The organism is Pseudomonas sp. JV414 (assembly GCF_032424305.1).
GTDB classification, from domain to species: domain Bacteria; phylum Pseudomonadota; class Gammaproteobacteria; order Pseudomonadales; family Pseudomonadaceae; genus Aquipseudomonas; species Aquipseudomonas lini.
This window is the reverse complement of the sequence record NZ_VYKC01000011.1, coordinates 1-14,121: the sequence shown is the minus strand read 5'-3', so window position 1 is coordinate 14,121 and position 14,121 is coordinate 1. Positions and strand designations below refer to the sequence as shown.

The window sequence follows — 14,121 nt, the reverse complement described above, 5'->3', positions numbered from 1 at the left end:
ATTAGAGCCTCGCGGCACAGACTAAACAGCAAGACCGAGGGCTTCAGGACTACGTTCTGAAGCCCTTTTTGCTGTATGGCTGTGAGGAAAGACTTGATGAAAATGCCGAAACGTCTGATTGCCAGCCTGGGCGTGCTGATGCTCAGTGCGACCCCGTTGCTGCATGCTAGCGCCGATCAGCGCGCCGATCGCGATCGCGGCGGCCGCAGCTCCATAGGGAAGTGATCCAGGCGCCGCCAAAGGTTCGGGCCGCGTTCGGACGATCTTATGCTTTCAGGGCAATTCCAACCCACCCGCAGCCTTGTGTAACTTCCTCAGATGCTCGCCAACCTGCTTCAGATTGGCTTCGTTGGCGGCCATTTCGGCGGCACGGCTCGGCTCGAGCAGTGCTCTGACCTCTTTGTCGAGATCCCCGGTCAGCGCTTGAAGCTGCTTTTGACGCAGGCTGCTTTCCGACTCCAGGCGGGTCCACTCGTTTGGTTGTGGCAAACCATAACCACCGGTGCCGAGCAGTTCGGCCGGCCGACTGAGGAAGCCGCTGTTAGCGAGAATCTCCTGCAAGGTCGCATTGGCCTTATCCATGCCGCCATCCTTCAATTCCCGAGCGCCCAGATAGCGTTGCTTCACTTCGTCCTGAGCCAGCACCATCTGCTGACGGAAACTGGCCTGCTCCAGCAGCAGCAACGCTGCGCTGGTGCGCAAATCAGCCTGGTCAATCCATTTGCGGCGCTCATCAGCTTTCAAGGACAGCCAGTCCTCGACCTTGTCCTGCTTGATCGGCAAATGCTTTTTCAGCACTTCGAACATCGCTTGATAACGCTCGCGGAAGGAGTCGAAGCGATAGCCCAGGCGCAGTGCTTCACGGGGATCATCCAATACGCTGGTGTCCGCCAGTCCGCGGCCCTTGAGCACTTCCAGCAAACCGTTGGGCATGATGCTGTCGAGGCCGACCAGTTGCGCATTGTTGGTGCTGCTGCGCAGTAATTTCAGGCCTTCTACTGCGCAGTTGTTGGACAGGAAAAAATAGTTGCCGTCGTAACTCCAGTGCATTTCCGCGGCGTGTTCCACCACGTCTTCGATCTCGCTTTGCGACAGGTTCAGCGGCACTGAGGCCAGGCTGCGCAGTTCGGTCTTGGTGTATTCGTCGATCACTTGGGCCAGCGGCAAGACAAACAGGCGCGACGGGTATTTACCCACCAGCCCATCCCAGCTCGATAGCTGTAGGTCACCGACGAAGGCGCGGTAGGACAACACCAGATGCTGATCCAGATCCAGTCGACAATCCGGCCCGCGAGGCCGACCCGGTGCACAGATCACCAGTCGTAGCATGCTGTGACCCCAGCGGCTGACCCAGTTCTGGTTGGCTTCTGCCAGTAGATAGTCAACAGCGTAAACCCGCTCCGGATCGACCTGGCCCAAGGGCTGCTTGGCGAAGTCGTTACCCGCATTGAGGAACGCGAAGGACTTGCCGCACGTATCTTTTGCGGCAGGAGCCCAGCCGAAATGTTCTTTGTAGTAGCGATACAGCGCGGGGCGACGGCAGGCATAGCTTGGGTCGAGGAGGAAGTACTCCATGTTGACCGCGACGAACTCCTTCGGGCTGCTCGTCTCGTAGATGTCCGGGCTGCGGGCAATCTGCCGGTTGTGCTGTTCGCGCTCGCCGCGTCGACCGACGTATTGCGGCCAGCCGGCCAAATCCAGCAGACGAGGGTCATCGCTGAGGGTCCAGCGTCGCTCCGTCTGACCACGGCATTGATCGGGGATACCGATCAGCCCGGAGCTGCTGTTACGTTGCATGCAACGCTGGATCAGTGTGCGCTCGGCAGCTGGCCATAGGCGCGCACGGTCATAAATATGGGTGAGTTCGTGCAACACCGTGGCGAGCATTTCCCGGCGCACGGTACCGTGGGGACGATACGTTTTTTGGGTCGCGGCGCTGCCGTTGGTGAGGCTGGCGAGCAGATTGCGATTCAGGTCCAGCTCGGACACCAGCGACGCCTGACCGTAAGCATCGCTCGGCATGTCGTCGGTCCAGCCGACATCAATGCGCCGGTCCAGTTGCTCGATGAAGCGCGGCGGTAACGCCTGCATGGCTTCATCAAGCAGTGCCTGACTGGCCTGCTGTTGCGCGGGGCTCAGACCGTCGGTCTTGAGCCGTAGTTGCAGGCCGGCCTGAGCCGTATTGCCGAGCAGCAATACAACCCCGGCCAACAGCCAGGCGCCTAGCGACTTCACAGTGCGAGGATGGCTTCGGCGAGAACCTGATCACTGGCGTCGCGGGCTTCCGGTACGCGGGTGCGCAAGGTGTCGAAAGCCGCTTCCAGGTGCGCACCGCGGATTTCACCGTCGCTGGCGACGAAACTGGCCGCATCGTCCTGGGCTTCACGGACAATCTTCGAATCACGGATGGACGTGGTGGTATCGGACGTGAAATCAAGTGTGCGCTGGGTGGCGTTGATGAGGATGTTACTGGTGGCTACCAGGGTGTGCGCCTGGGCCACGTCGGCCAACAACAGCAGGCCAAGGGTGGCAGCAATCAGAGGGCTACGCATGGAACGACTCCGGAGGAACAAGGGATAACTATTGGACGAGAATTGCCTGCGCCAGTTCAAGGTCGCTGGCATGAAGTTTTGGCTGGGTCCGACGCAGGTAAATCAAGGCGGACTCCAGTTGCGATCCACGCAGCTGACCGTCGCTGGCAACGAACGCGGCAGCGTCATCCCGGGCGGCGATCAGCAGTTTATGGTCGAAGGGCGCGGAGGTCACCATGCTGGAGGCATAACCACTGGCCACGGTGCCTTGCGTAGAAAGGTTGAAAGCATCGAAGGCGTGGGCCGAACCCGACCAGCAAGCCGCAAGAAAAACCGCAGTGATCGACAGATTGGAAAGAAAACGCATGAGACTCGATAGCTGAAAGCGAGTCCCAAGGCTAGCGCAATGCCCGGGCTAGAGCCAGCGCCGAAACATTGGGACACGACGGGCGTGTCCCGCGTCAGAGCTGTCGCTTAGATCGTCAGGATGGCCTGGGCCAGCTGTGCGTCGGTCGCATTCAGTTGTGGAGTCTGTTGGCGGATATGGTCGAGAGCGCTTTCCAGTTTCACACCACGAATAGCGCCTTCGCTGGCGACGAAGCTGGCGGCATCGTCACGAGCAGCACGGACGATTTTGTCGTCGCGAAAGGAAGACGAGACATCCGACGTTGCGTCAGAGGACGCCTTCAGTCCACCAACAATGGAATCGGTGGTCACGATAAAACTGGTGGCGTGGGAATTGGCAGCAACGGCAAGCAGGGCGGCAGCGCTGAGCAGACGTAGACGGGACATGGGGTAGCTCCTTTGGATAGACCGATTTAGAGGTGGCTCAGGATCAGACGCCTGTCGTAAAGCGTTCGCCACGTTCTAGCTGGATATTAGGCCTGTGCACCTCGGTTAGAACAGTCCCCGTCTGTTAATGGGGAAAGTTAGCGCCAGAACGGTTTGTCCACTTCATTGAGGCGCTCGGCATGGCTGATGCCCAGATCCGAGAGCTGTTGATCATTGAGTTGGCCCAGTAACCGTCGGGTGCGAGCCCTTTCCAGCGGCAAACGCTCTCAGTAATCCTCGAAGCCTGGCCAAGCGGGGCTTCGCTTGCGGTGTGACGATGGAAACATTTAGTAAGTTATTCATGGGCGCGGTCCTTTTGCCAACGTGTCGGGATTCAATGGTGACCCCCTTTCGCCTGTGGGCACAGACACACTCTGATGAAATTGTACTGGTTCATTTTGTATAAATTATAAACTGTACCTGTTAGCGGTTATCTCTTCTGTAAGGCCCAATATGAAAGCTCCAAAACGACAAAACCCGTCGTGGTTTCCCACGACGGGTTTTGTTTGTTCAATTCGGGGTGCTGGCGGTGGATCCGGAGGATCAGAGCCAGCGACGCTAACTTAGCGCCAGAACGGCTTGCTCAGCTCTTCGTAGCGTTGTGCTTCGCTAATCCCGGCGTCAGCCAGCAGACGCGAATCCAGACGAGCCAGTTGATGGCGGCTGGTGATGCGGCGCTGCCACAGCATCAGGTTGGCGATAACGCGCAGAGGCATGGAAGCCTGGGTTTTTGCAGCAGTATCTTCGAAGAACAGTTCGGAACTGAGTGTACGTTCCATGGTTGACATCCTTCCGCTTATGGCGGGATTAGGTAGTGGTTTAACTGATGCCAATGATCCTCTCGTTTGGCCAGTCTCTGTAGATACAGTTCACCTGTATTGTGAGAGACCAGTTAACTGTTAAAAGGCAGTGTACTGGTCGAAATTGAGGCAACTGTACCTGTCTGCACTAATACGGTGCATTTCTGCTCAATACAGCGCAAAAGATAGGAAAATACCGTAGGAAAAGACCGGTACAGCAGTACAGTTTTTGGCGGCGTTGGGTGTTATCACCGCGAGCTGACGAAACTGTGTTTGCGTCAGCTGCAATCTGTATCAATTACACCGCGAGCATGCGCCCGGTTTCTTCCAGGTTTATGTGCCAACTCAGGGCATCGCGAAGGATGTGCGGGGTATGCCCGCCGACTGCGCAAGCGGCAGTGAAGTAGTCATTCAAGGCAGGTCGATAGTCCGGGTGAACGCAGTTGTCGATGATGACCCGCGCGCGCTCACGCGGTGCCAGGCCACGCAGGTCGGCCAGGCCTATTTCGGTCACGAGAATGTCGACGTCATGTTCTGTGTGGTCGACGTGGCTGACCATGGGAACCACGCTGGAAATCGCGCCACCCTTGGCAATCGACTTGGTGACAAAGATGGCCAGGTGCGCATTGCGCGCGAAATCGCCGGAGCCGCCGATGCCATTCATCATTCGTGTGCCGCAGACGTGGGTGGAATTGACGTTGCCGTATAGGTCGAACTCCAGGGCAGTGTTGATGCCAATGATGCCCAAGCGCCGCACCACTTCGGGATGGTTCGAGATTTCCTGAGGGCGCAGCACCAGCTTGTCCTTATAGTGCTCCAGATTCCCGAACACATCGGCATTGCGCCGGCTCGACAGGGTGATCGAACTGCCCGAAGCAAAGCTCAGCTTGCCAGCGTCGATCAGGTCGAAAGTCGAATCCTGCAGCACTTCGGAGTACATGGTCAGGTCTTCAAACGGCGAATCGATCAAGCCGCACATCACCGAATTGGCAATAGTGCCGATACCGGCTTGCAGCGGGCCTAGCTTGTTGGTCATGCGCCCGGCAGCCACTTCTTGTTTGAAGAAATCGATCAGGTGATCAGCGATGGCCTGTGTGTCGCTGTCAGGCGGCAAGACAGTGGACGGCGAGTCGGACTGATTAGTGATCACGATCGCGACGATTTTTTCGGGCGGTATCGGGATGGCGGTACTGCCGATGCGGTCGTCGACCTTCACCAGCGGAATAGGCGTGCGGGTCGGCCGGTAGGTCGGGATATAGATGTCGTGCAGACCTTCGAGATTCGGGTTGTGCGCCAGGTTGATCTCGACGATCACGTGTTTGGCGAAAATCGCGAAGCTGGCCGAGTTGCCTACCGAGGTGGTCGGCACGATATGGCCCTGCTCGGTAATTGCCACGGCTTCGATCACCGCGATGTCCGGTAGCTTGAGTTGTTGGTTGCGCAATAGCTCCACGGTTTCCGACAGGTGCTGGTCGATGAACATGACTTCGCCGGCATTGATCGCCTTGCGCAGGGTGCTGTCCACCTGGAACGGCATGCGTCGCGACAGTACGCCGGCTTCAGTCAGTTGTTTGTCGAGGTCGTTGCCCAGGCTGGCACCGGTCATCAGGGTAATTTTCAGCGGCGTGACCTTGGCGCGCTCGGCCAGTGCATGAGGCACAGCCTTGGCTTCGCCGGCTCGGGTAAAGCCGCTCATGCCGACGGTCATGCCGTCCTGAATCAGAGCGGCAGCGTCGGCGGCGCTCATCACCTTGTCCAACAACGAAGGCAAGCGAATACGGTCACGGTACATAATTATTTTCTCGGGGCAACGGAAGCAAGGTGCGCAGTCTAGTGAATTTGATGAGCCAGCGTCCCGCTACCAAGGTCGCATTCGAGGCGTCTATTCTGGGTCTTTCAGACAAAACACCGTTACAGGATCCGTAACAGCCACAAGCAAAAACGCCCCGACGAGTCGGGGCGTTCAGGTTGCCGAAGGGTATTACTCGACGGCTTTAACCATGTCTTCGATGACTTTCTTGGCGTCGCCGAAAACCATCATGGTCTTGTCCAGGTAGAACAGTTCGTTGTCCAGACCGGCATAGCCGCTGGCCATCGAGCGCTTGTTGACGATGATGGTCTTGGCTTTGAACGCTTCCAGAATAGGCATGCCGGCAATCGGCGATTTCGGATCGTTCTTGGCCGCCGGGTTAACCACGTCGTTGGCGCCGAGCACCAGCACCACGTCGGCCTGACCGAACTCGGAGTTGATGTCTTCCATCTCGAACACCTGGTCGTAAGGCACTTCGGCCTCGGCCAGCAATACGTTCATGTGGCCAGGCATCCGGCCCGCAACCGGGTGAATCGCATACTTCACGGTCACACCACGGTGGGTCAGCTTCTCGGTCAGCTCTTTCAATGCGTGCTGCGCACGGGCCACCGCCAGGCCATAGCCCGGAACGATGATCACGGTGTCGGCGTTGGTCAGCAGGAAGGTGGCGTCGTCAGCCGAACCGGATTTCACCGGGCGGGCTTCTTTCGAACCTGCCGGGCCAGCGGCATCTGCGGTGTTGCCGAAACCGCCGAGCAGCACGTTGAAGAACGAACGGTTCATCGCCTTGCACATAATGTACGAGAGGATCGCACCGGAAGAACCGACCAGCGAGCCGGCAATAATCAGCATCGAGTTGTTCAGCGAGAAGCCGATACCCGCTGCTGCCCAGCCGGAGTAACTGTTCAGCATGGACACCACGACGGGCATGTCTGCGCCGCCGATCGGGATGATGATCAGCACGCCCAGCACGAAGGCCAGGGCTAGCATCAGGGCGAAAGCGCTAAGGTTGCCGGTCAGCATGAAGGTGATGCCCAGAGCCAGTGTCGCCAGGCCCAGCAGCAGGTTCAGCTTGTGCTGACCGCCGAACTGTACCGGTGCGCCCTGAAACAGGCGGAACTTGTACTTGCCCGACAGCTTGCCGAACGCGATCACCGAACCGGAGAAGGTGATTGCACCGATGGCCGCGCCGAGGAACAGCTCCATGCGGTTACCGGCAGGAATGGAATCACCCAGTTGCTTGACGATGCCCAGGGATTGCGGCTCGACCACCGCAGCGATCGCGATGAACACTGCGGCCATACCGATCATGCTGTGCATGAAGGCGACCAGTTCCGGCATCTTGGTCATTTCAACACGCTTGGCCATGATCGAGCCGGCAGTGCCGCCGACCAACAGACCCACGATGACGTAACCGATGCCGGCAGTAGCAAGCTCAGCGCCCAGCTTATAGATGAGGCCCACGGTAGTGAGGATCGCCAACGCCATGCCAAGCATGCCGTAGACATTGCCACGCCGCGACGTGGTTGGGTGTGACAGGCCTTTGAGGGCCTGGATGAAGCAGATCGACGCGATCAGGTAGAGCGTCGTTACCAGATTCATGCTCATTACTTGGGCGCCTCTTCTTTTACGGCTTTCGGGGCTTTTTTCTTGAACATCTCAAGCATTCTGCGAGTCACGAGGAAACCACCGAACACGTTCACTGCCGCCAGAGCCACCGCCAGGGTGCCCATGGTCTTGCCCAGCGGGGTCACGGTCAAAGCTGCCGCCAGCATGGCGCCGACGATCACAATCGCCGAAATGGCGTTGGTCACCGCCATCAACGGCGTATGCAGTGCAGGTGTAACGTTCCACACCACGTGATAACCGACATAAATCGCCAGCACGAAGATGATCAGGTTGTAGATACCGGGGGAGATAAGCTCTTCCATCGTCTGAATCCCTGCTTAGGCGTTTTTGCGGATGACTTGGCCGTCGCGGCACATCAGGCACGCGGCGACGATGTCGTCTTCGAGGTTCACTTCGAACTGGCCTTCTTTGTTGAAGACCAGCTTCAGGAAGTCCAGCAGGTTGCGCGCGTACAGAGCCGAGGCATCGGCCGCGACTGCGCCGGCCAGATTGGTCGGGCCGCAAATGGTCACGCCATTTTCGACGACCACCTGATCGGCCACGGTCAGCGGGCAGTTGCCGCCCTGGGCTGCCGCGAGGTCGATGACCACCGAGCCTGGCTTCATTTGCGCCACGGTTTCGGCGCTCAATAGCGTCGGCGCCTTGCGGCCCGGGATCAGTGCGGTGGTGATGACAATGTCAGCCTGCTTGGCGCGTTCGTGCACGGCCAAGGCCTGGCGCTGCATCCAGCTGGCCGGCATGGGGCGTGCGTAACCGCCGACACCGACGGCGCATTCGCGCTCTTCATCGGTTTCGTACGGCACATCGACGAATTTCGCACCCAGGGATTCGATCTGTTCCTTCACGGCAGGACGCACGTCGGACGCTTCGATGACTGCTCCCAGACGTTTCGCCGTGGCAATCGCCTGCAAACCGGCTACGCCAGCGCCAAGAATCAGCACGCGCGCCGCTTTCACGGTGCCCGCAGCAGTCATCAGCATCGGCATGAAGCGTGGATAGTGGTGAGCGGCCAGCAACACGGCTTTATAGCCGGCGATGTTGGCCTGGGACGACAGCACATCCAGGCTCTGGGCGCGGGAGGTACGCGGCGCGGCTTCCAGCGCAAACGCGGTAATGCCGCACTCGGCCATTTTTGCGATGGTTTCATTGCTGAACGGATTGAGCATGCCCACCACAACGGTGCCGCTCTTTATCAGTGTCAGCTCGCTGTCGCTGGGGGCGACCACCTTGAGAATCAGCTCTGCGCCAAATGCATCATTGGCGCTGCCAATGGTTGCGCCTGCCGCTTCATAAGCACTGTCGACAACGCTGGCATTAATGCCGGCGCCGCTTTGCACAGTGACCTTATGACCCTGGCCGATCAGCTTCTTGATGGTTTCCGGGGTTGCAGCAACCCGTGTTTCACCCGTCTGGGTTTCGAGAGGAACACCAATGTGCACGTCAAATCTCCTGCGTGATCTTGTTGAGTAAACCCAGGCACTTCGGATGGTGCGTCTGGGGTGGCCGATCAGCACGATCCCGCCAAATCAGGGCGGGGCGCGGCATTTTGCAGGCGAACTTTGTGCCCTTCAAGGGATTATGACGGGTGACGGAAAATTAACTACAAGTCACCCCGTGACCGAATGTCGCAGTGATCGGCGCAATCCCTTGTAGGCCGTGGCTTGTGAGGATTCTGTCCAAAATTCAAGAATTTACACATCGGCACGGTGAATGAGTCGTCATTGCCTGCCAATAGAGGCTCAAGGCCACGTATTCAGGCCTTTGTAGGACGTTTGTGCTACTCCTCAGTACAGTCTGCCAATATGCGACAAATACTTATATCTGTAGTGCTTTTGTTTTGCTGACTACGGGGTCAGCTAATAAGTGCGAGCCTTTATCCTTCTAGGCTGTAGCCTTGTGCCTGAATCACCAGCCAATCGCGAAATGCCCTTAAAGACGCAGATTCGATCTTTCGCTCGGGAATCATCAGGTAATAGGCCTTAATGCTCGATAGTGCCTGGGCGTTGGCAATCACCAGGCGCTTCTCTGCCAATTCGCGCTGAATCAGGAACGGTGGAATCAGCGCGATCCCCATATCGTGCATCGCAGCCTGAGCAAGCATGGAGAATAGCTCGTAACGCGGCCCTGTCATGTCTCGCGGGATATTCAGGTTTTGGGAGTTGAACCACTGGCGCCAGGCATAAGGACGTGTGGTCTGCTGCAGCAGGGGCAGTTCGGCGATTTCACTAGGGCTCAGATTGGTTTTTTTGCCCAGTAACGTGGGGCTGCACACCGGCATCGGATTTTCGCTCATTAGCCTGTGGGATTCGGTACCTGGCCAGTCTGCGTCGCCGAAATAGATCGCGGCGTCGAAGTCGGTGTCGGCAAACAGGAAGGGGCGCGTGCGGTTGGTAAGGTTGACCGTCACTTCCGGGTGTTTGTGCTGAAAATCTTTGAGTCGCGGTAGCAGCCATTGAGTGCCGAAGGTTGGCACCACCGCCAACTCGATCATGTTGGCGCCTTGCTGGCCCATCACTGACAAAGTGTCGCGTTCAACCGCATCGAGTTGGGTGGCCACTCGGCGGCTGTAGGAAAGCCCGGCCTCCGTCAGCTTCACTCCGCGCCGGGAGCGTCGGAATAGTTCGACGCTGAGGAACTCCTCCAGGCTGGCGATCTGTCGGCAAATTGCTCCCTGCGTGAGGGAAAGTTCCTGGGCGGCCTTGGTAAAGCTCTCATGGCGCGCTGCCGCTTCAAAGCTGATCAGGGCGGTAGTGCTGGGGATCTTCCTGCGCATGTACGTCAACCTCACTAATACATCGCATATAAGCCATTTTGCGACGTTACGGAGTGAGAAATTAGCACAACAGTATGCAAAATCCTCGTTTGTCGTGAAGCCAAACCCGGCCTAGGATCACTCCACGTTATTTGACCCGATTCGAGAGGACTCACTCATGGGCGGTAAAGCTAGCTTCAACTGGATCGATCCCCTGCTGCTGGATCAACAGCTCACTGAAGAAGAACGCATGATTCGCGACACCGCTCAGCAATTCGCTCAGCAGAAGCTCGCGCCGCGTGTTCTCGAAGCTTTCCGTCATGAGAAGACCGACCCGGCGATCTTCCGCGAGATGGGTGAAGTGGGTCTGTTGGGTGCGACCATTCCTGAGCAGTACGGTGGCAGCGGCCTTAACTACGTCAGTTACGGTCTGATTGCCCGTGAGGTCGAGCGTGTCGACTCTGGCTATCGCTCGATGATGAGCGTGCAGTCCTCGCTGGTCATGGTGCCGATCAACGAATTCGGTACCGAAGCACAAAAGCAGAAATACCTGCCGAAACTGGCCTCGGGTGAATGGATCGGTTGCTTCGGTCTGACCGAGCCTGACCACGGTTCCGACCCGGGCGCGATGATTACTCGTGCACGCAAAGTGGAAGGCGGCTACAGCCTCACTGGCAGCAAAATGTGGATCACCAACAGCCCGATCGCCGATGTGTTCGTGGTTTGGGGCAAGGACGACGCGGGCGATATTCGTGGTTTTGTTCTGGAGAAGGGCTGGAAAGGCCTTAGCGCTCCGGCGATTCACGGCAAGGTTGGCCTGCGTGCATCCATAACCGGCGAGATCGTCATGGACAACGTGTTTGTCCCTGAAGAGAACATCTTCCCGGATGTCCGGGGCTTGAAAGGTCCTTTTACCTGCCTTAACTCGGCGCGTTACGGTATTTCCTGGGGCGCACTGGGCGCTGCCGAGTTCTGCTGGCACACCGCTCGCCAGTACACCCTGGATCGTAAGCAGTTTGGTCGTCCATTGGCGGCCACACAGTTGATCCAGAAGAAGCTGGCTGACATGCAGACCGAAATCACCATGGCGCTGCAAGGCTGCCTGCGTCTGGGTCGTATGAAGGATGAAGGCACTGCTGCCGTCGAGATTACTTCGATGATGAAGCGCAACTCCTGTGGCAAATCCCTCGATATCGCCCGCATGGCGCGCGACATGCTGGGTGGCAACGGCATCTCCGATGAGTTCGGTGTCGCTCGGCACCTCGTCAACCTGGAAGTGGTGAATACCTATGAAGGTACGCATGACGTCCACGCGCTGATCCTCGGTCGCGCGCAGACCGGCATCCAGGCGTTCTATTAATAGGAGAACGGCCATGGGCGCGCTTTCGCATCTACGGGTACTGGATTTGTCGCGGGTGCTTGCCGGGCCTTGGGCCGGGCAGATCCTGGCGGACCTTGGCGCCGAAGTCATCAAGGTCGAGCGCCCGGGCAATGGCGATGACACGCGCGCCTGGGGGCCTCCGTTCCTTAAAGACGCCTATGGCGAGAACACCAGCGAGGCGGCCTATTACTTGTCCGCCAATCGCAATAAGCAATCAGTGACCATCGACTTCACGCGGCCAGAGGGGCAGCAGCTCGTGCGTGAGCTGGCGGCGAAGTCGGACATCCTCATTGAAAACTTCAAGGTCGGTGGTCTGGCGGCTTACGGGCTGGACTATGAATCGCTCAAGGCGATTAATCCGAAGCTGATCTATTGCTCGATCACTGGATTCGGTCAGACAGGTCCGTATGCCAAGCGTGCGGGTTACGACTTCATGATCCAGGGCTTGGGCGGCCTGATGAGCCTGACCGGTCGTCCCGAAGGAGATGAAGGCGCGGGCCCGGTGAAAGTCGGCGTGGCGCTGACAGATATTTTGACCGGTCTCTACTCAACGGTAGCGATCCTGGCGGCCTTGGCTCATCGGGACCAGGGCGGTGGCGGTCAGCATATAGACATGGCATTGCTGGATGTTCAGGTGGCGTGTCTGGCCAATCAGGCGATGAACTACCTGACTACAGGCGTTGCGCCTAAACGCCTGGGCAACGCTCACCCGAATATCGTGCCTTATCAGGACTTTCCTACGGCCGATGGCGACTTCATCCTTACTGTGGGTAACGATGGGCAGTTCCGCAAGTTTGCGCAGGTGGCTGGTCAGCCGCAGTGGGCGGATGATCCACGTTTTGCGACCAACAAATTGCGGGTGGCTAACCGAGCAGTATTGATTCCGCTTATCCGCCAGGCGACCGTGTTCAAGACTACTGCCGAATGGGTGGCGCAGCTGGAGCAGGCAGGCGTGCCATGCGGACCGATCAATGATCTGGCTCAGATGTTTGCCGATCCTCAGGTTCAGGCGCGTAGGTTGGCCATTGAGCTGCCTCATGCTTTGGCAGGTATGGTGCCGCAGGTGGCGAGCCCGATTCGTCTGTCCGAGACTCCGGTGGAGTACCGTAGTGCGCCTCCTTTGTTGGGTGAGCACACGCTGGAGGTTCTGCAGCGGGTGTTGGGTCTGGATGCCGGCGTCGTTGCTGAGTTCAAGGCATCTGGAGTGCTCTGAGGATTCCTTCTATATAGCAGGGCTGGTTTTGCTCTTCTATATAGAGGGGGATGCGCAGTTTTCCGGCTTTCCGCAAGTTATTGATAGAAAAGCGTAATCAGGGGTTGACGGCAGATTCTGGAAGTCTATAATTCGCCCCACTTCCGGCGCAGTCGAAACGGAAAACTCCTTGGTAAACAAAGAGTTACGCAGTTTTCGGCAGCGGTTATGCTTCAGTTCATCGAAGCCAGAAGGAGTTGGTAAGGCAGTGTGTTTTCGCCTTATTGACGGTTCGATCTTCTCGGTCGAAAGCGGAGAAAAAGAGGTGTTGACAGCAGCGTGTAACGCTGTAGAATTCGCCTCCCGCTAACGAGAGATCGGAAGCGCAAGTGGTTGAAGTTGTTAAAGATTTCCAAGCGAAACTTTGAAAACTTCTGAAAATAACCGCTTGACAGCAACAGAGGCTGCTGTAGAATGCGCGCCTCGGTTGAGACGAAAGATCTTAACCAACCGCTCTTTAACAACTGAATCAAGCAATTCGTGTGGGTGCTTGTGGAGTCAGACTGATAGTCAACAAGATTATCAGCATCACAAGTTACTCCGCGAGAAATCAAAGATGTAACCAACGATTGCTGAGCCAAGTTTAGGGTTTCTTAAAAACCCAAAGATGTTTGAACTGAAGAGTTTGATCATGGCTCAGATTGAACGCTGGCGGCAGGCCTAACACATGCAAGTCGAGCGGTAGAGAGAAGCTTGCTTCTCTTGAGAGCGGCGGACGGGTGAGTAATGCCTAGGAATCTGCCTGGTAGTGGGGGATAACGCTCGGAAACGGACGCTAATACCGCATACGTCCTACGGGAGAAAGCAGGGGACCTTCGGGCCTTGCGCTATCAGATGAGCCTAGGTCGGATTAGCTAGTTGGTGAGGTAATGGCTCACCAAGGCGACGATCCGTAACTGGTCTGAGAGGATGATCAGTCACACTGGAACTGAGACACGGTCCAGACTCCTACGGGAGGCAGCAGTGGGGAATATTGGACAATGGGCGAAAGCCTGATCCAGCCATGCCGCGTGTGTGAAGAAGGTCTTCGGATTGTAAAGCACTTTAAGTTGGGAGGAAGGGCAGTTACCTAATACGTATCTGTTTTGACGTTACCGACAGAATAAGCACCGGCTAACTCTGTGCCAGCAGCCGC

13 protein-coding genes, 1 rRNA gene and 1 pseudogene are annotated in these 14,121 nt (G+C 57.4%); 4 read left to right on the top strand and 11 right to left on the bottom strand.

The features are described from left to right. Positions 1 to 96: 96 nt before the first annotated feature. Positions 97 to 225 carry a hypothetical protein gene (locus F6R97_RS13870; RefSeq protein WP_267885950.1) on the top strand — a complete coding sequence of 43 codons (129 nt, stop codon included), beginning with the start codon at positions 97 to 99 and terminating at the stop codon, positions 223 to 225. Between the two features lie 48 nt (positions 226 to 273). Here the strand turns inward: F6R97_RS13870 and F6R97_RS13865 are convergent, their stop codons facing one another. The 11 genes and pseudogenes from F6R97_RS13865 to F6R97_RS13815 form a co-directional block, all read right to left on the bottom strand. Next, on the bottom strand, positions 274 to 2,235 hold the full coding sequence (locus F6R97_RS13865; protein WP_038980297.1) for a DUF4105 domain-containing protein: 1,962 nt from the start codon (positions 2,233 to 2,235) through the stop codon (positions 274 to 276). Further along, a complete protein-coding gene (locus F6R97_RS13860; RefSeq protein WP_038980296.1) occupies positions 2,232 to 2,552 on the bottom strand; it encodes a DUF2388 domain-containing protein in 321 nt (106 codons plus the stop codon). The genes F6R97_RS13865 and F6R97_RS13860 overlap by 4 nt, the downstream gene beginning before the upstream one ends. A gap of 28 nt (positions 2,553 to 2,580) precedes the next feature. Then, on the bottom strand, positions 2,581 to 2,898 hold the full coding sequence (locus F6R97_RS13855; protein WP_038980295.1) for a DUF2388 domain-containing protein: 318 nt from the start codon (positions 2,896 to 2,898) through the stop codon (positions 2,581 to 2,583). Between the two features lie 107 nt (positions 2,899 to 3,005). After that, entirely contained in the window at positions 3,006 to 3,323 is a 318-nt protein-coding gene (locus F6R97_RS13850; RefSeq protein WP_007902756.1) for a DUF2388 domain-containing protein, read from the bottom strand. Between the two features lie 137 nt (positions 3,324 to 3,460). Beyond that, positions 3,461 to 3,665: pseudogene (locus F6R97_RS13845) on the bottom strand (DUF1127 domain-containing protein). 260 nt (positions 3,666 to 3,925) lie between these two features. After that, positions 3,926 to 4,141, bottom strand: coding sequence for a DUF1127 domain-containing protein (locus F6R97_RS13840; RefSeq protein WP_030129620.1), 216 nt, complete (start codon positions 4,139 to 4,141; stop codon positions 3,926 to 3,928). A gap of 319 nt (positions 4,142 to 4,460) precedes the next feature. After that, positions 4,461 to 5,954, bottom strand: a complete 1,494-nt coding sequence (locus F6R97_RS13835) for an acetyl-CoA hydrolase/transferase family protein (RefSeq protein WP_007902745.1) — start codon at positions 5,952 to 5,954, stop codon at positions 4,461 to 4,463. Between the two features lie 189 nt (positions 5,955 to 6,143). Then, a complete protein-coding gene (locus F6R97_RS13830) occupies positions 6,144 to 7,580 on the bottom strand; it encodes an NAD(P)(+) transhydrogenase (Re/Si-specific) subunit beta (protein ID WP_038980291.1) in 1,437 nt (478 codons plus the stop codon). Further along, complete coding sequence (locus F6R97_RS13825; RefSeq protein WP_003187010.1) at positions 7,580 to 7,903, bottom strand: NAD(P) transhydrogenase subunit alpha; 324 nt, start codon at positions 7,901 to 7,903, stop codon at positions 7,580 to 7,582. Before F6R97_RS13825 ends, F6R97_RS13830 begins: the two co-directional genes overlap by 1 nt. Before the next feature lie 15 nt (positions 7,904 to 7,918). Next, on the bottom strand, positions 7,919 to 9,040 hold the full coding sequence (locus F6R97_RS13820) for a Re/Si-specific NAD(P)(+) transhydrogenase subunit alpha (RefSeq protein WP_038980288.1): 1,122 nt from the start codon (positions 9,038 to 9,040) through the stop codon (positions 7,919 to 7,921). Between the two features lie 434 nt (positions 9,041 to 9,474). Next, positions 9,475 to 10,374: a LysR family transcriptional regulator gene (locus tag F6R97_RS13815; protein WP_038980286.1), complete on the bottom strand. Its 900-nt coding sequence runs from the start codon at positions 10,372 to 10,374 to the stop codon at positions 9,475 to 9,477. A gap of 157 nt (positions 10,375 to 10,531) precedes the next feature. Between F6R97_RS13815 and F6R97_RS13810 the strand changes: the two genes are divergently transcribed. The 3 genes from F6R97_RS13810 to F6R97_RS13800 form a co-directional block, all read left to right on the top strand. Then, positions 10,532 to 11,713: an acyl-CoA dehydrogenase gene (locus F6R97_RS13810; RefSeq protein WP_007897013.1), complete on the top strand. Its 1,182-nt coding sequence runs from the start codon at positions 10,532 to 10,534 to the stop codon at positions 11,711 to 11,713. Between the two features lie 13 nt (positions 11,714 to 11,726). Continuing rightward, positions 11,727 to 12,947, top strand: a complete 1,221-nt coding sequence (locus F6R97_RS13805) for a CaiB/BaiF CoA transferase family protein (RefSeq protein WP_038980283.1) — start codon at positions 11,727 to 11,729, stop codon at positions 12,945 to 12,947. 652 nt (positions 12,948 to 13,599) lie between these two features. Continuing rightward, positions 13,600 to 14,121, top strand: a 16S ribosomal RNA gene (locus F6R97_RS13800); the annotation flags it as partial.